Source organism: Sphingobium lactosutens (genome assembly GCF_013393185.1).
Taxonomy (GTDB): domain Bacteria; phylum Pseudomonadota; class Alphaproteobacteria; order Sphingomonadales; family Sphingomonadaceae; genus Sphingobium; species Sphingobium lactosutens_A.
Genome location: NZ_QJQX01000012.1, coordinates 22,237 through 36,161, shown reverse-complemented (window position 1 = coordinate 36,161; position 13,925 = coordinate 22,237). Strand labels below are relative to the sequence as shown.

Genomic DNA, 13,925 nt, shown 5'->3' with positions numbered 1-13,925 from the left:
CTGAACGCCGCCCCATCCTCCCGATTTTTGCATCACTTGTGCCGGAAAACGAACCGCTCTTTTTCGGCACGATCGTCTAGCCAGACCTTTCTGACCCCCTTCAGGAGACAGCCATGTTCAACGGAGCCATCCTCATCGGCGCGAGCGAGCGCAACAGCGGTGAGCCTTTCTACGCGATCAACCCGTCCACCGGCGGAAAGGGCGACGTCGCCTTTTCCAGCGCCATGCCCGCCGAAGTCGATGAAGCCGCCGCGCTGGCCGATGCCGCGTTCGAAAGCTTTTCGACCCTGTCGCCTGACGCTCGCGCGACCTTCATGGAAACCGTCGCCGACAACATCGTCGCGATCGGCGACCTGCTGATCGAAACCGCCATGGCCGAAACCGGCCTGCCGCGCGCCCGTCTGGAAGGCGAGCGTGGCCGCACCGTCGGTCAGCTGCGCCTGTTCGCTTCCTATGTCCGCCTGGGCGACTGGCTGGACGCCACCATCGACAAGGCGCTGCCGGACCGCACGCCGCTGCCGCGCGCCGACCTGCGCCGCGTCAACCATTCGGTCGGCCCCGTCGCCGTGTTCGGCGCGTCCAACTTCCCCCTCGCCTTCTCGGTCGCGGGCGGTGACACCGCATCGGCCTTCGCCGCCGGTTCGCCCGTCGTCGTCAAGGGCCACAGCGCCCACCCCGGCACCGGCGAGCTGGTCGCCCGCGCCATTCAGGCTGCCGTGAAGAGCCTTGGCCTGCATGAGGGCGTCTTCTCCTACCTGCCGGGCGCCAACCGCGCACTGGGCACCTCTCTGGTCGCCGACCATCGCATCAAGGCCGTCGGCTTCACCGGTTCGCGCGGTGGCGGCACGGCGCTGATGAAGATCGCGGCCGAACGCGCCGAACCGATCCCGGTCTATGCCGAAATGTCGTCGATCAACCCGGTCGTGCTGCTGCCCGGCGCGCTGGCGGCCAAGGCGGAAGCGCTCGGCACCGCTTTCGTCGGTTCGCTGACCATGGGATCTGGCCAGTTCTGCACCAACCCCGGTCTGGTCATCGCCTTGGACGGCCCGGACCTCGACACCTTCGTCGCCGCTGCCGCTACCACCCTGTCGGGCGCCGCGCCGCAGGTCATGCTGACGCCGGGCATCCACGCCGCCTATGAACAGGGCGTCGCCGCCCTCGTCGGCGCCGATGGCGTCACCACCGTCGCCCGTGGCACCGACCCCGAAGGCGTCAACCGTGGCCAGGCCGCCTTCTTCGCGACCGACAGCGCGACCTTCAAGTCGAACCCGGTCATCGCTGAAGAAGTCTTCGGCTCCTCCTCGGTCCTCATCCGTTGCTCCAGCATCGAAGAAGTCATCGCGACCATCGCCGGTCTGGAAGGCCAGCTGACCGCGACGTTGCACATCGGCGAAGGCGATGAAGGCGACGCCGCCAAGCTGCTGCCCACGCTGTCGCGCAAGGTTGGTCGCATCCTGACCAACGGCTGGCCCACCGGCGTCGAAGTGACCCATGCCATGGTCCATGGCGGTCCTTTCCCCTCGACCGCCGATGGCCGTTCGACCTCGGTCGGTACGCTGGCGATGATGCGCTTCCTGCGCCCCGTCTGCTATCAGGACGTGCCCGACGCGCTGCTGCCCGACGCGTTGCAGGACGCCAACCCCTGGGGTCTGACGCGCCGTAACGAAGGCAAGCTGGAAATCGCAGCATGACGATCAGGGCAGGTCTGGTAGGGCTCGGCAAGATCGCGCGCGATCAGCACCTGCCCGCCATCGAAAAGATCGACGGCATCGAACTGGTCGCCGTCGCCAGCCGCAACGCGCAGGGGGAAGGGGTGAACAACTACCCCGACCTCGGCGCGATGCTGGCGGGCGAGCCTGATCTGGATGCCGTCATCCTCTGCCAACCGCCGCAGGTCCGCTATCATGCGGCCCGGCAGGCGTTGCTGGCAGGGAAGCATGTCTTCCTCGAAAAGCCGCCGGGCGCGACCGTGTCCGAAGTGGAGGCGCTGACCGCACTGGCCCAGCGCCAAGGCGTCACGCTCTACGCCAGCTGGCACAGCCGCTATGCCGCCGCCGTGGCGCAGGCCAAGGCCTGGATCGCGGAGCGCAAGGTGGAACGGATCGACATCCAGTGGCGCGAGGATGTCCGACACTGGCATCCGGGCCAGCCCTGGATCTGGGAGGCGGGCGGCTTCGGCGTGTTCGATCCGGGCATCAATGCCCTGTCGATCCTGACCGAGATCGTCGGCGAGCCGATTACCGTGCTGTCGGCCTCGCTCGAAGTCCCGTCGAACAAGCAGGCGCCGATCGGCGCGACGCTCAGCATGGCGACGGCGTCGGGCGCAGCGATCGACACCGTGTTCGACTGGCGCCAGACGGGGCCACAGACCTGGGACATTGCAGTCGAGACCGACAAGGGCAGCCTGCTCCTGTCAGAAGGCGGCAATACGCTGCGCCTCGACGGTGAAGTGCAGATGAAGGCGCCGGACGAGGAATATCCGACGATGTATCGCCGTTTCGTCGGTCTGGTGGCGGACCAGGCGATCGACGCCGACACCGCGCCGCTGCGGCTGGTGGCGGACGCCTTCCTTTGCGGACGGCATTGCCCTACGGCTGCCTTCGAGGACTGATGTAAAGGAAAAGACGATGGGGAGCGCGCGACAGGACGGATCGTTCGGATCGGAAGAAGGCGCGCTCCGCATCCATCAGGCGATCGCCCGCGATCTGGGCACCGCCATATTGACCGGCAAGCACAAGCCCGGCGACCTGTTCGAGGGCGAGATCGAGGCGTCGGAACGGCTCGGCGTGTCGCGCACCGCCTATCGTGAGGCCGTACGCATCCTGATCGCCAAGGGGATGCTGGAAAGCCGCCCCAAGGCCGGCACCCGCGTCCTGCCCCGCGCGCGCTGGAATGTGCTCGACCCGGAAATGCTCGCCTGGATGTTCGCGGGGGAACCGGACGCAAATTTCATCCGCGACCTGTTCGAGCTGCGCGGGGTGATCGAACCCGCCGCCGCCGAATTCGCCGCGCGCCGCCGCACCGAGGAGCAACTGGCGGTGATGGACGCGGCTCTGGCGGAAATGGCGCGCTATGGCCTCTCCACGCCGGAGGGCCGCGCCGCCGACCAGCGTTTTCACCACGCCATCCTCGCCGCCGCGCATAATGACGCGCTGGAAGCGCTGGCGAGTTCGGTCGGGGCGGCGGTGAGCTGGACCACGACCTTCAAGCATCGCAAGAAGTTGCTGCCGCGCGACCCCCTGCCCGACCATCAGGCGGTACATCGGGCGATCGCCGCGCGCGATACGGCGGCAGCGCGCAACAGCATGGCCGAACTGCTGCGGCTTGCGCTGGCCGACATGGATATTGCGCTATCGGAATAGGGCTGCACGGCTTCGGCTGAGGCGCATTCGACGCGCTTCGGCTGAGATGGAACCGCTTTTCCAGCGGCCTGATGCAAACCGACGGCGGCGGGAAGCGACTATGCGTGCCAGAAGACGAACCCGCCCGCGCGCGCCCTTATTTCTTCTTCCCGAAATCCACCGTCACGACGTTCGAGCCGTCCTCGGTCTTCACTTGCGGCGCGTCATTTTCGGCCTGGTCATGCGGCTCTGGCTCCTCGTCGGCCTGAACCTGGAACTGGAGCGCGAAATTGACGGCGGGATCGACGAACGCGGTGATCGCGCTGAAGGGGATGAAAAGATGGGCGGCAATCTGGTTGAAGGTCAGGCTGACCTCGAAATGGGTGCCGCTGACCTTGAGATCCCAATATTTATTCTGGAGAACGATCGTCATTTCATCGGGAAAACGTTCGATCAGATGCTTGGGAATATCGACCCCCGGCGCCTGCGTCTTGAACGTGATGTAGAAATGATGCGCGCCCGGCAGCCCGCCGGTCTGCTGGACTTCGCCCAGCACCCGGCCGACGACTGCACGCAGGGCCTCCTGCACGATTTCGTCATAGGGAATCAGGCTATCGGGCAGATCTTCACTCATGGCCCAATGTCCTAGCGGCACGAAACAGAGGGTCAAGCCCGTCCAGACAGATTGCATGACGCGCGGCAGGCGCTATAGGGCGGCCATGCGCAAGGCCGAGATTCACCGCAACACGGCGGAAACCCAAATCGACGTCACCGTCAACCTTGACGGGACGGGCATTTATACCGTTTCGACGGGCATCGGCTTCCTCGACCATATGATCGAGCAGCTGTCGCGCCATTCGTTGATCGACATGGATGTGAAGACCGTGGGCGACCTGCATGTCGACCAGCATCACACCACCGAGGATACGGCTATCGCGATTGGCGAGGCTGTAGGCAAGGCACTGGGCGACAAGCGCGGCATCAGCCGCTACGGCAGCGTCTATTCGCCGATGGACGAGACGCTGACCCGCGTGTCGCTCGACATTTCGGGCCGCCCCTGGCTGGTGTGCAAGCTGCCCTTCACGGTCCAGAAGATCGGCGAATGGGATACGGAGATGGTGGAGCATTTCTTCCACAGCTTCGCCCAGGCCGCCGGCATCACGCTGCATATCGAATTTCTCTATGGCAGCAACAACCACCATATCGTCGAGAGCGCGTTCAAGGGGCTTGCCCGCGCCCTGCGCCAGGCGGTGGAGATCGACCCGCGCAAGGCCGACTCCATTCCCTCGACCAAGGGCATGTTGTAAGCGCATAGAAAGGCCGGTTCCATGTTCATCATCTCGCTGACCTACACGGCGCCGATCGAGGTGCTGGACGGCCTGCTGGCGGATCATCGGGCATGGCTGGACCGCGGGATCGAGGATGGCTGGCTGCTGCTGGCGGGCCGGCGCGAGCCGCGGACCGGTGGCATCCTGATCGCCCGCGGCGAAAAGGCCGAGATCGCGGCGAAGGCGGCGACCGATCCCTTCGTCGTCAATGGCGCGGCCTCCTTCGATCTGATCGAATTCCTCCCGGCGCGCGCCGCCAGCGTCAATCTGGAGACGCTGCTGCCATGATAGCCCTGATCGACTATGGCGCGGGCAATCTCCATTCGGTGCATAACGCCCTGCGCAAGGCGGGCGCGGACACTGTCGTCATCACCGCCGACGCCGATGTCGTGGCCAAGGCCGACCGCATCGTGCTGCCGGGCGTGGGCGCCTTCCGCGCCTGTCGCGATGCGCTGGTGGCGATCCCCGGCATGGTCGACGCCATGAACGAGGCCGTGAACGGTCGCGGCACGCCGTTTCTGGGGGTCTGCGTCGGCATGCAGTTGCTCGCCGATGCGGGTGAGGAATTTGGCCGGCATGAAGGGCTGGGCTGGATTCCCGGCACGGTGCGGCTGATCGAGCCGGCCGACGCCGCCGTGAAGGTGCCGCACATGGGCTGGAACGATGTCGTGCTGAACGGCGCGCCGCCCCTGATCGAGGCGGGCGAGGCCTATTTCCTGCATAGCTATCATTATGAAGTCGCCGATCCGGCGCATGTCGCCGCCACGACCGACCATGGCGGGTCGCTGGTCGCCGCCGTCGCGCGCGACACCATCATCGGCTGCCAGTTCCACCCGGAAAAGAGCCAGCGCTATGGCCTCTCTTTCCTGTCCCGTTTTCTCGACTGGCGGCCCTAAGCCCCGCTCGCGCAAAGGTTAAGTCCATGTCCCTGATCGTCTTTCCCGCCATCGACCTCAAAGGGGGGCAGGTCGTCCGCCTTGCCGAGGGCGACATGGACCGCGCCACCGTCTATGGCGACGATCCCGCCGCGCAGGCGCTGCTCTTCGCCGAGGCGGGCGCGCAACATCTCCACGTCGTCGACCTTGACGGCAGCTTTGCCGGCCATGCGGTCAATGCCGAAGCGGTCGAGAAGATCGTCGAAGCCTTCCCCGGCCATGTCCAACTGGGCGGCGGCATCCGTAACCGCGAATCGGTCGAGCGTTGGTTCGACCTGGGCGTGTCGCGCATCGTGATCGGCACGGCGGCGCTGAAAGATCCCACCTTCGTCAAGGCCGCGGCGCGCGATTTCCCCGGCGGCATCGTCGTCGCGGTCGATGCGCGCGACGGCTTCGTCGCGACCGACGGCTGGGCGGAAAAGAGCGACATGCCGGTGATCGACCTGGCCCGCCGGTTCGAGGATGCGGGCGTCGCCAGCCTGCTCTTCACCGATGTCGGCCGCGACGGCCTGCTCAAGGGCTGCAATGTCGACGCGACCGTCGATCTTGCCCGCGCCACCGACATTCCGGTGATCGCCAGCGGCGGTGTGGCGGGGATCGCGGACATCCGCATCCTCAGCCTCCATGCCGATGACGGGATCGAAGGGGTCATCACCGGCCGCGCCCTCTATGACGGCCGCCTCGACCTCAAGACCGCGCTGGCCGTGGCGCAGGCGGCGGCTTGATCCGACACGCCCCACTCCCCGTTCGGTTCGAGCTTGTCGAGAACCGTTGCGCGCGGGTTCTCGACAAGCTCGAACCGAACGGATTTGGGAGCCTGTTTCAATGACCGTCCGCACCCGCGTCATTCCCTGCCTCGACGTCGCCAATGGCCGCGTGGTGAAGGGCGTCAATTTCGTCGACCTGAAGGATGCCGGCGATCCGGTCGAGCAGGCCAAGCTCTATGACGCAGCCGGAGCGGACGAACTCTGCTTTCTCGACATCACCGCCACCCATGAGGCGCGGGGCACCATCCTCGACGTCGTGCGGCGCACCGCAGAGGTGTGCTTCATGCCCGTGACCGTGGGCGGCGGGGTGCGCAGCGCCGAGGATGCGCGCGCATTGCTGCTCGCCGGTGCGGACAAGGTGGCGGTCAACAGCGCGGCCGTGGCGCGCCCCGAACTGGTCGCCGACATTGCCGACCGATTCGGCAGCCAGTGCATCGTCGGGTCGGTCGACGCCCGCCGCGTCGGCGAGGAAAAATGGGAAATCTTCACCCATGGCGGCCGCAAGCCGACCGGCATCGACGCGCTGGACCATGCGCTCCGTCTCGCCGAGCTGGGCGCGGGCGAATTGCTCGTCACCTCGATGGATGGAGATGGTACGAAGCAGGGCTATGACCTCGCCCTCACCCGCACGATCGCGGACGCGGTGTCGATTCCGGTGATCGCCAGTGGCGGCGTCGGCACGCTCGACCATCTGGTCGAGGGTGTCGTGGAAGGCCATGCGAGCGCGGTGCTAGCCGCCTCCATCTTCCATTTCGGCCAGCATACGATCGCGGAGGCGCACCATGCGCTGGCGGCGGCGGGCGTGCCCGTCCGCGCTGGTTGAAGGCGTCGATTTACTTTACAACGACCACCAGTCCCGCCCGGCTGTTAACCATGATTTTCGGCGGAAATACGTCCGTTGATACCCTGTGGCACGAACCCTGCTTAACCAAAGTCGGTCGCGTTCAACCGATCATGGTTCGACGCAAACGGGGTAATGTGATGAAATTGACCAAGATGCTTCTCGCCGTCGGCGCTGCCGGCCTGATGGGCGCCGCCGTGCCCGCGCCTGCTCAGGCAACCTGGTGGTGCTGGTTCGGCAAGTGCAGCGGCTCGTCCAGCAGCGGCGGTGGCGACACGGGTTCGTCGGGTGGCGGCTCGTCGGGCGGCGATCCGACCAAGGTGCCGGAGCCGGAACAGATGGCGCTGTTCGGCATGGGCGCTGCCGTGCTGGCCGGCCGGGTACTCTACGCACGCCGTAAGAAGAAATGATTTGACGGGTCGCGCGCACGGCGCTTGATGCGCTGCATGCGCGCGACCCTTCAGACTCTCGAACAGACCATCCGCCAGCGGCGGAACGCCGATCCTTCGGCTTCCTATGTCGCCAAGTTGGCCGCCAAGGGCCGCGCCAAGATCGCCCAGAAAGTGGGCGAGGAAGCGGTCGAAACCGTCATCGCCGCCATGGCGGACGATCGCGACGGCGCGATCGGCGAAAGTGCCGACCTGATCTTCCACCTCATGATGCTGCTGGCCGATCTCGACATATCGTTCGATGCCGTGCTGGACGAGCTGGACCGGCGCGAAGGCGTGTCCGGCATCGCCGAAAAGGCGTCGCGCGCCAAGGACTGACCGCTCGCCGGGGAAAGATGTTGCCTGCCCCGCGTTGATGCGTCAGCTTCGCATCGGAAAAAGGGGGAGGCATGATGGTTCGTTCTCTGATCGGCGGCCTGCTGGGCGGTCTCGCCATGTTCATCACCGGCTTCATCTTCTGGGGCACGCCCTTGAGCGCGCTGGCGTTCAGTCGCGCCGACGGGCAGGCGAGCGCCAATTTGCAGGCAGCGATGGCGCAGGCGCTCACCCCGACCGGTACCGGCGTCTATGTCATCCCTGATCCGGCCACCGCGCAGGGCACGATCCTCTACGGTCGCGGCCCCGTGGCGCAGGTCTTCTACAATAGCAGCGGTTTCCCGGTGATGGACGGCGCCAGCCTGATCGGCGGCCTGATCCTGTCGCTGGTCGTCGGCGTAGTGATCGCGCTGGCGCTGCGCTTCGCTCTGGCCGACTTCGCCAGTCGGGTGCGGGTGACGATCCTCTTCGCGCTGGCCGCCGTGCTATGGCTGCATGTTGGACAGGCCGTGTTCAACCATGCGCCCTGGGGCTATATCCTCTACCTCGCCTTCAGCGATTTCGTCGCGCTGACCGCCGCCGGCCTGATCGCGGCGAAGCTGATGGAGGGCAAGGACTCCTCAGCGACGGCCGGCACGCTGCACTAGGAGCGATCGACGTTCAGATGATGACGTGGCGAAAATGGTGGGTTTTCGTGACCCTTGAAGCGAGTCACGTGCCTCGCTTCAACGCAGCGTACTAAAAGTATGTGAGCACCGGAAGCGCCGAAAGTTGGGCCGAGGCACGTGACCCGGCTCAACATTTGCAGCCCGTCAGGGCTGAATGCCGATCGCTCCTAAATTTCCTCCGCCATTCGGATCATGCAGGCGGCGTGGCGGTGCGCGACCGCCATGCGGTCCGCGCCATAGCCGCCGCCCATGGTGCTGGCGACAGGCAGACCGCGCCCGCGCGCCTGGCGCATGACATAGCGATCGCGGGCATCCAGCCCGGCATCGCTCAGCGCCAGCCGGCCCAGCCGATCCTCGCCATGGGGATCGACTCCGGCCTGATAGAGGATCAGGTCCGGTGCGAAATCATCCAGCACGCGCGGCAGCGTGTCCGCCAATATGGCCAGATAGGCCTCGTCGCCCGTGCCATCCTCCAATCCGATATCGAGCGTCGACCGCGCCTTGCGCACCGGGAAATTCTTTTCCGCATGGATCGACAGAGTGAAAATCTCCGGTCGCCCCGCCAGCAGGGAGGCGGTGCCGTCGCCCTGATGCACGTCGAGGTCGAGGATCAGGATTCGCGCTGCATCACCCTCCGCGATCAACCGGTTGGCCGCGATGGCGAGGTCGTTGAACACGCAATAGCCCGCACCGGTATCGGCCAGCGCATGATGGCTGCCACCGGCCGCATTGGCGGCATAGCCATGAACCAGCGCCAGCTTCGCCGCCAGCCAGGTGCCGCCCGGCGACAGCATCGACCGGCGCATGACGCGCTCCGTCACGGGAAAACCGATGCGCCGCTCCTTGTCCGCCGGCACCGACAGGGTCAGCACCTCGTCGACATAGGCCGGATCATGCACCGCCGCGATCCACTCGCGCGACATGAGCTGTGGCGCATGGGTCACATGGGAAACCCCGGTTTCCCGCAGCGCGTCCATGACCAGGCCATATTTGTCGAAACGAAAAGCACTGCCGGGTGTTGCAGGGGAGACATAGGCGGGATGGTGAACAACGTGCAGCATGATCTTTTCCCGCTATCGCGATTTGAACGATGGCGGCTTTGCGCTATCTGGTCCAGCATGAACCGTCCCGATTTGATCCGCTTCTCGCTGCTAGCGCTCACCGGCCTTGGCACCGCTCCTGCTGTAGCGCAAAAATCTGCCGCGCCCCCTGCGGTCGTTCCGACGCTGCCGGCCCAACCGCAGCAGGTCCAGCCGCTGCCCCCCGCCATCGTCACCCCGCCGCCCGTCCCGATCCCGGCGCTGTCCCCGGCGCAAGAGGCCTGGGCGAACGATTGGCTGAAGTCCGGCGCGGCGCAGGGCCTGATGGCCCGGCAGAAGGCCAGCGGCCCGCTGAGCGGTCCTGCCCTCGTCAGCGCGGTGCTCGACCGGGCCAAGGCGCTCAGCACTGGCCGGGTCGACACCGCCGACTTCCTCGACATCTGGGCGCTGCGCCCCGCCGCCTTCGATCCGCGCCCCGGCCTTGCCAAGGCCGTCACCGAAGATCGCCTTCAGCAATGGGCCACTGGCCTGACCCCGCCCTGGGCCGGCTATGAAACGCTGCGCAAGGGCCTCACCAAATATGAGGCGATTCGCGACAAGGGCGGCTGGCCGACCCTGACCGCAACTTCGACGCCCGATGTCGTGCGCAAGCGCATCGCGCTGGAAGACTCCGCCGTCACGCCGGACGAAAATCTGGTCGACGTGATCCAGCGCGCGCAGCGCCGCTATGGCCTGGAACCCACCGGCCAGCTCGGCGCCCGCACCCTGACCGCGCTCAACGTCAGCGTGGACGACCGGATCGCCGCGATCATGGCCAATATGGAGCGCTGGCGCTGGATGCCGCGCAGCCTGCCGGTCAATCGCGTCCAGGTGAATATCGCCGCCGCCGTGCTGACCGTGTTCGAGGGCGACCAGCCGGTCAGCTCGATGCGCGCCGTCACCGGCAGCCCGGACAATGCGACGCCGATGCTGTCGTCCAGCATCCATTCGATCGTGGTCAACCCGCCGTGGAACGTGCCCATGTCGATCGCCAAGCGGGAATTGTTCCCCAAGGGTCGTGCAGCCCTGGCCCGGCAGGGCTACAAGATTATCAAGACTCCCGAGGGCGGCGAGCGCATCGTCCAGCCGGCCGGCCCCGGCAGCGCCCTTGGCCGGTTGAAGTTCGACTTCAACAATCCCTTCGCCGTCTATCTGCACGACACGCCGTCGCGCGGGAAATTCTCCAGCTATGACCGGCTGGCCAGCCATGGCTGCATTCGCCTTGAAAAGCCGGTGTCGCTGGCCGAGCAGATGGTCGCCGCTGATCCGAACCTCAACGGTCAGATCCAGACTCTGATCGACGAGGGCAAAACCCAGCGCGTGTCGTTGCCCAGTCAGGTCGCGGTCTATCTGCTCTACTGGACTGCCTTCGCCAGCAATAACGGTACGGTCAGCTTCCGCGCCGATCCCTATGGCTGGGACAAGCTGCTGGCACAGAAGATCGAGGCGTCGAGCCGCCGGCTCGATCCGACCATCGCCTCTCCCACGAACATCGCCTCCAAGGACTGACATCCCATGCGCAAATTTGCCCTGATCGCTCTTGCCGGCGCGCTTGCCCTTTCTGCCTGCGGCAAGAAGGAAGAGGAAGCGCCCGCCACCAACAATCTGGTCGAACCGCCGGTCGAGAATGTGATCGTCAACGAGCCGGACGCTGCTCCGCTGCCCGAACCGCAGAACAACGCCGTCGCGACTCCGGCCGCGCCGCCGCCGACCGTGTCGGAACAGCAGCAGATACAGGATGACGCCGAAGCCACCGGCATGACGTCGCGCCTGCCCGAAGGCGGCGAACAGAGCCTGCCTGCGGACGGAGCGAACAAGACGGGCGAATGAGGTCGTGCGCCCCGGTCTTCAATCGGGGCGCTGACTTTGCTATATTGGTCGGATGGATCGCCGTAATTTCACGAAGTTCGCTTTAAGCGGACTCGCTTTTTCGTTTCTGTCCGACAGCATGGGCCGTGCCGCGCTGCCTGCGACAGGTTTCGGAACTTCTGGGCCCGGAACTTTGGGGCCTCAACCCGCGAGTCCCGCTCCGGTTCCCGCCGTGCCGCGCCCCGTTCCGCCCAAACCCTATGCCGCACTGCTGGAGCGAGCCAAGGCGGCGCTGGACGATCATGCCCATCATTTCACCCTGCGCGACCGTGTGGCGATTGTCGACTTCGACGCGCCCTCGAAGGAGGCGCGCATGCATATCGTCGACCTGATCGGCGGGCAGAGCAGCAGCTATCTGGTGTCGCACGGGCGCGGCTCCGATCCCGGCCATTCCGGCTGGTTGCACAGTTTTTCTAATGAATTCAACTCACTAGCCAGCAGCCAGGGCGCGTTCAGGACGGGCGACATGTATTTCGGCCAGCATGGCCGGTCGATGCGCCTCATCGGCCTCGACGCACAGAACAATAATGCCGAATCGCGCGCGATCGTCATCCATGGCGCCGATTATGTGACCGAGGATCATGTCGCGGCCTGGGGCAAATGCGGTCGTTCCGAAGGCTGCTTCGCCGTTGCCCCGCATATCGTGCCGCAGGTGCTGGGCCTGCTCGGCCCCGGCCGGATGCTCTACGCGGACAAGATCGGCAAGGGCTGATAGGCCGTTTGGAAATCCGGCAGAAGCCGGATTTGCCGCACCAGCCCTCTCCCCCACCCAGCCGCCCAAGGAACCCCCTCCCCGTTCATGCGCTTGCCTCATGAACAGCAGGGGAAGATGATGACCGCAACCGTCGCGCAGCAGGTGCATGTCGATGCGCCGTGGAAAATCCCGCCCTGCGCCTGGTGGGAGATATTGAAGCGCGTCTATGCGGCCATGTCGGGCAATCATCTTGGCCTGTTGTCGGCGGGCGTCGCCTATTATGCCTTTCTCTCCATCGCCCCGCTGCTCGCCGCCGTCGTCCTGACCTATGGGCTGATCGGCGACCCCGCGCTGGTCCAGCGGCACATGGCCGCGATCATCACCGTCGTGCCGAATGACGCCGCCACGCTCATCAACGATCAGCTGATCGGCGTCGTCTCCGCTGCCAAGGGCACCACCGGGCTGGGCCTGGTCATGGCGCTGGCGCTCGCCGTCTATGGCGCGACGCGCGCGGCGACCGCGATCATGGAAGCGCTCAACATCGTTTATGCGTCGAAGGAGGCGCGCGGCATCATCGCCCTCTATCGCGTATCGATGGGCATTACCTTTTCGGCTGTGCTGGTCGTCGTGGCAGGCGTCGTCACCGCGACCATCATCGGCCTCATCCAGAAACTGCTGATCGGTTGGGGACCGGGCGTGATCTTCGCGATCAAGGCCACGACGTGGGTCAGCGCGGGCCTGCTCGCGAGCGCCATCTTCGCGCTCATCTATCGGTTCGGCCCGCACAGGCGCAAGGCGCAATGGCAATGGCTGACGGTCGGGTCGGTGACGGCGACGCTCTTCTGGCTACTCGTGACGCTCGGCGTGTCCTTCTACGTCTCGCGCTTCGGCAATTACAACGAAACCTACGGGTCGCTGGGCGCGGTCGTCGTGCTGCAACTCTGGCTGTTCGTGTCCGCCTATGTCGTCTTGCTGGGCGCGCAGATCAACGCGGAGGCCGAGCGCCAGACCAGCGCCGACACCCAGGTCGCGGAGCCGATGCAAAAAGCCGCATAATGGCGCTTGCCCTTCCCGCCACGCCACGCTAAAGCGCCCTCCTTCGCTGGCTCCGGTCAGTGCAGGAGTGTAGCTCAGTTGGTAGAGCGTCGGTCTCCAAAACCGAATGCCGTGGGTTCGAGTCCCTCCACTCCTGCCAAGCGAACTGGCCGCGAACCCTTGAAAAACCAAGAGTTCGCGGCTAAGTGCGCTTAGCGATTTCGAAGTGGACGGAACGTCCGCTGGTTAAGAAATCGCGGCCAAATAGGCCAGTGAAGCTTGGTCGCGGAGCATGCGGCCGCACCCCCGGACGCCGAACAGGGCGGGATCGGGAGGGCGGACTGTTGCTTCGCGAATTGGTGTTGGTTCGAGACGTTCAAGAAGGCAGGCGATGGCGAAGGTTTCCCCCGGCGAATTCGTCAATCAGGTACAGACCGAAGCGAAGAAGATCGTGTGGCCGACCGGCCGCGAAACGCTGATGACCGGCGTGATGGTCGTCATCATGACCACGCTGCTGGGCCTCTTCTTCTTCGGCATCGACACCTTCTTCGGCGCGATCGTTCAGTGGCTGCTGAGCGTTGCAGCGGGCCAGGCCTGATTTCTA

General features: G+C 65.6%; 18 protein-coding genes and 1 tRNA gene. 17 read left to right on the top strand and 2 right to left on the bottom strand.

The genetic code is table 11. The features are described 5' to 3' along the window. Positions 1-113 precede the first annotated feature (113 nt). Genes DM806_RS00300 through DM806_RS00290 form a run of 3 tightly spaced genes read left to right on the top strand, consistent with a single transcriptional unit; the run spans position 114 to position 3,362 of the window. Positions 114-1,691 (top strand): aldehyde dehydrogenase (NADP(+)), encoded by a 1,578-nt coding sequence (locus DM806_RS00300; RefSeq protein WP_179041285.1) that lies wholly within the window; start codon positions 114-116, stop codon positions 1,689-1,691. Beyond that, complete coding sequence (locus DM806_RS00295; RefSeq protein WP_179041284.1) at positions 1,688-2,611, top strand: Gfo/Idh/MocA family protein; 924 nt, start codon at positions 1,688-1,690, stop codon at positions 2,609-2,611. The genes DM806_RS00300 and DM806_RS00295 overlap by 4 nt, the downstream gene beginning before the upstream one ends. 16 nt (positions 2,612-2,627) lie before the next feature. Further along, complete coding sequence (locus tag DM806_RS00290) at positions 2,628-3,362, top strand: FadR/GntR family transcriptional regulator (protein WP_179041283.1); 735 nt, start codon at positions 2,628-2,630, stop codon at positions 3,360-3,362. Positions 3,363-3,498: 136 nt separating this feature from the next. Here DM806_RS00290 and DM806_RS00285 read toward each other — a convergent pair whose 3' ends face one another. Beyond that, positions 3,499-3,975, bottom strand: coding sequence for an SspB family protein (locus DM806_RS00285; protein WP_179041282.1), 477 nt, complete (start codon positions 3,973-3,975; stop codon positions 3,499-3,501). A gap of 85 nt (positions 3,976-4,060) precedes the next feature. Between DM806_RS00285 and hisB the strand changes: the two genes are divergently transcribed. From hisB to DM806_RS00245, 8 genes are all read left to right on the top strand, one after another. Further along, on the top strand, positions 4,061-4,648 hold the full coding sequence (gene hisB, locus DM806_RS00280) for an imidazoleglycerol-phosphate dehydratase HisB (protein WP_179041311.1): 588 nt from the start codon (positions 4,061-4,063) through the stop codon (positions 4,646-4,648). A gap of 21 nt (positions 4,649-4,669) precedes the next feature. Further along, entirely contained in the window at positions 4,670-4,957 is a 288-nt protein-coding gene (locus DM806_RS00275) for a YciI family protein (RefSeq protein ID WP_179041281.1), read from the top strand. Then, the gene (hisH, locus tag DM806_RS00270) at positions 4,954-5,565 is read left to right on the top strand and encodes an imidazole glycerol phosphate synthase subunit HisH (protein ID WP_179041280.1); all 612 of its coding nucleotides are present in this window, start codon (positions 4,954-4,956) and stop codon (positions 5,563-5,565) included. Before DM806_RS00275 ends, hisH begins: the two co-directional genes overlap by 4 nt. A 26-nt stretch (positions 5,566-5,591) precedes the next feature. Further along, the gene (gene hisA, locus DM806_RS00265; protein WP_179041279.1) at positions 5,592-6,329 is read left to right on the top strand and encodes a 1-(5-phosphoribosyl)-5-[(5-phosphoribosylamino)methylideneamino]imidazole-4-carboxamide isomerase; all 738 of its coding nucleotides are present in this window, start codon (positions 5,592-5,594) and stop codon (positions 6,327-6,329) included. 100 nt (positions 6,330-6,429) lie between these two features. Continuing rightward, positions 6,430-7,194, top strand: coding sequence for an imidazole glycerol phosphate synthase subunit HisF (gene hisF, locus DM806_RS00260; protein WP_179041278.1), 765 nt, complete (start codon positions 6,430-6,432; stop codon positions 7,192-7,194). A gap of 158 nt (positions 7,195-7,352) precedes the next feature. Beyond that, on the top strand, positions 7,353-7,622 hold the full coding sequence (locus tag DM806_RS00255; protein ID WP_179041277.1) for a PEP-CTERM sorting domain-containing protein: 270 nt from the start codon (positions 7,353-7,355) through the stop codon (positions 7,620-7,622). A 36-nt stretch (positions 7,623-7,658) separates the two neighbouring features. After that, entirely contained in the window at positions 7,659-7,979 is a 321-nt protein-coding gene (locus DM806_RS00250) for a phosphoribosyl-ATP diphosphatase (RefSeq protein WP_179041276.1), read from the top strand. A gap of 71 nt (positions 7,980-8,050) precedes the next feature. Then, positions 8,051-8,623: a hypothetical protein gene (locus DM806_RS00245; RefSeq protein WP_179041275.1), complete on the top strand. Its 573-nt coding sequence runs from the start codon at positions 8,051-8,053 to the stop codon at positions 8,621-8,623. A gap of 188 nt (positions 8,624-8,811) precedes the next feature. On the opposite strand, the gene DM806_RS00240 is transcribed toward DM806_RS00245, so the two are convergent. Further along, on the bottom strand, positions 8,812-9,705 hold the full coding sequence (locus tag DM806_RS00240; RefSeq protein ID WP_179041274.1) for a histone deacetylase family protein: 894 nt from the start codon (positions 9,703-9,705) through the stop codon (positions 8,812-8,814). Between the two features lie 57 nt (positions 9,706-9,762). Here DM806_RS00240 and DM806_RS00235 point away from each other — a divergent pair, with 57 nt between their 5' ends. The 6 genes from DM806_RS00235 (at position 9,763) to secE (ending at position 13,919) form a co-directional block, all read left to right on the top strand. Further along, positions 9,763-11,232, top strand: a complete 1,470-nt coding sequence (locus DM806_RS00235) for a L,D-transpeptidase family protein (protein ID WP_179041273.1) — start codon at positions 9,763-9,765, stop codon at positions 11,230-11,232. A 6-nt stretch (positions 11,233-11,238) separates the two neighbouring features. Then, positions 11,239-11,553 carry a hypothetical protein gene (locus tag DM806_RS00230; protein ID WP_179041272.1) on the top strand — a complete coding sequence of 105 codons (315 nt, stop codon included), beginning with the start codon at positions 11,239-11,241 and terminating at the stop codon, positions 11,551-11,553. Positions 11,554-11,605: 52 nt separating this feature from the next. Further along, positions 11,606-12,304: a murein L,D-transpeptidase catalytic domain family protein gene (locus DM806_RS00225; RefSeq protein ID WP_179041271.1), complete on the top strand. Its 699-nt coding sequence runs from the start codon at positions 11,606-11,608 to the stop codon at positions 12,302-12,304. A gap of 120 nt (positions 12,305-12,424) precedes the next feature. Then, positions 12,425-13,342 carry a YihY/virulence factor BrkB family protein gene (locus DM806_RS00220; RefSeq protein ID WP_179041310.1) on the top strand — a complete coding sequence of 306 codons (918 nt, stop codon included), beginning with the start codon at positions 12,425-12,427 and terminating at the stop codon, positions 13,340-13,342. Between the two features lie 63 nt (positions 13,343-13,405). Beyond that, positions 13,406-13,481: transfer RNA gene (locus DM806_RS00215), tRNA-Trp, on the top strand. 231 nt (positions 13,482-13,712) lie between these two features. After that, complete coding sequence (gene secE / locus DM806_RS00210) at positions 13,713-13,919, top strand: preprotein translocase subunit SecE (protein ID WP_179041270.1); 207 nt, start codon at positions 13,713-13,715, stop codon at positions 13,917-13,919. Positions 13,920-13,925: the final 6 nt, after the last annotated feature.

Bases quoted from the DNA above. Each gene is read 5' to 3' on its own strand.
- hisH (WP_179041280.1), top strand. From the start codon at position 4,954: ATGATAGCCCTGATCGACTATGGCGCGGGCAATCTCCATTCGGTGCAT.
- DM806_RS00275 (WP_179041281.1), top strand. From the start codon at position 4,670: ATGTTCATCATCTCGCTGACCTACACGGCGCCGATCGAGGTGCTGGAC.
- DM806_RS00235 (WP_179041273.1), top strand. From the start codon at position 9,763: ATGAACCGTCCCGATTTGATCCGCTTCTCGCTGCTAGCGCTCACCGGC.
- DM806_RS00245 (WP_179041275.1), top strand. From the start codon at position 8,051: ATGATGGTTCGTTCTCTGATCGGCGGCCTGCTGGGCGGTCTCGCCATG.
- DM806_RS00285 (WP_179041282.1), bottom strand. From the start codon at position 3,975: ATGAGTGAAGATCTGCCCGATAGCCTGATTCCCTATGACGAAATCGTG.
- DM806_RS00225 (WP_179041271.1), top strand. From the start codon at position 11,606: ATGGATCGCCGTAATTTCACGAAGTTCGCTTTAAGCGGACTCGCTTTT.
- DM806_RS00230 (WP_179041272.1), top strand. From the start codon at position 11,239: ATGCGCAAATTTGCCCTGATCGCTCTTGCCGGCGCGCTTGCCCTTTCT.
- DM806_RS00250 (WP_179041276.1), top strand. From the start codon at position 7,659: ATGCGCGCGACCCTTCAGACTCTCGAACAGACCATCCGCCAGCGGCGG.
- DM806_RS00255 (WP_179041277.1), top strand. From the start codon at position 7,353: ATGAAATTGACCAAGATGCTTCTCGCCGTCGGCGCTGCCGGCCTGATG.
- hisA (WP_179041279.1), top strand. From the start codon at position 5,592: ATGTCCCTGATCGTCTTTCCCGCCATCGACCTCAAAGGGGGGCAGGTC.
- DM806_RS00300 (WP_179041285.1), top strand. From the start codon at position 114: ATGTTCAACGGAGCCATCCTCATCGGCGCGAGCGAGCGCAACAGCGGT.
- DM806_RS00290 (WP_179041283.1), top strand. From the start codon at position 2,628: ATGGGGAGCGCGCGACAGGACGGATCGTTCGGATCGGAAGAAGGCGCG.
- DM806_RS00220 (WP_179041310.1), top strand. From the start codon at position 12,425: ATGACCGCAACCGTCGCGCAGCAGGTGCATGTCGATGCGCCGTGGAAA.
- hisF (WP_179041278.1), top strand. From the start codon at position 6,430: ATGACCGTCCGCACCCGCGTCATTCCCTGCCTCGACGTCGCCAATGGC.
- DM806_RS00240 (WP_179041274.1), bottom strand. From the start codon at position 9,705: ATGCTGCACGTTGTTCACCATCCCGCCTATGTCTCCCCTGCAACACCC.
- hisB (WP_179041311.1), top strand. From the start codon at position 4,061: ATGCGCAAGGCCGAGATTCACCGCAACACGGCGGAAACCCAAATCGAC.
- DM806_RS00295 (WP_179041284.1), top strand. From the start codon at position 1,688: ATGACGATCAGGGCAGGTCTGGTAGGGCTCGGCAAGATCGCGCGCGAT.
- secE (WP_179041270.1), top strand. From the start codon at position 13,713: ATGGCGAAGGTTTCCCCCGGCGAATTCGTCAATCAGGTACAGACCGAA.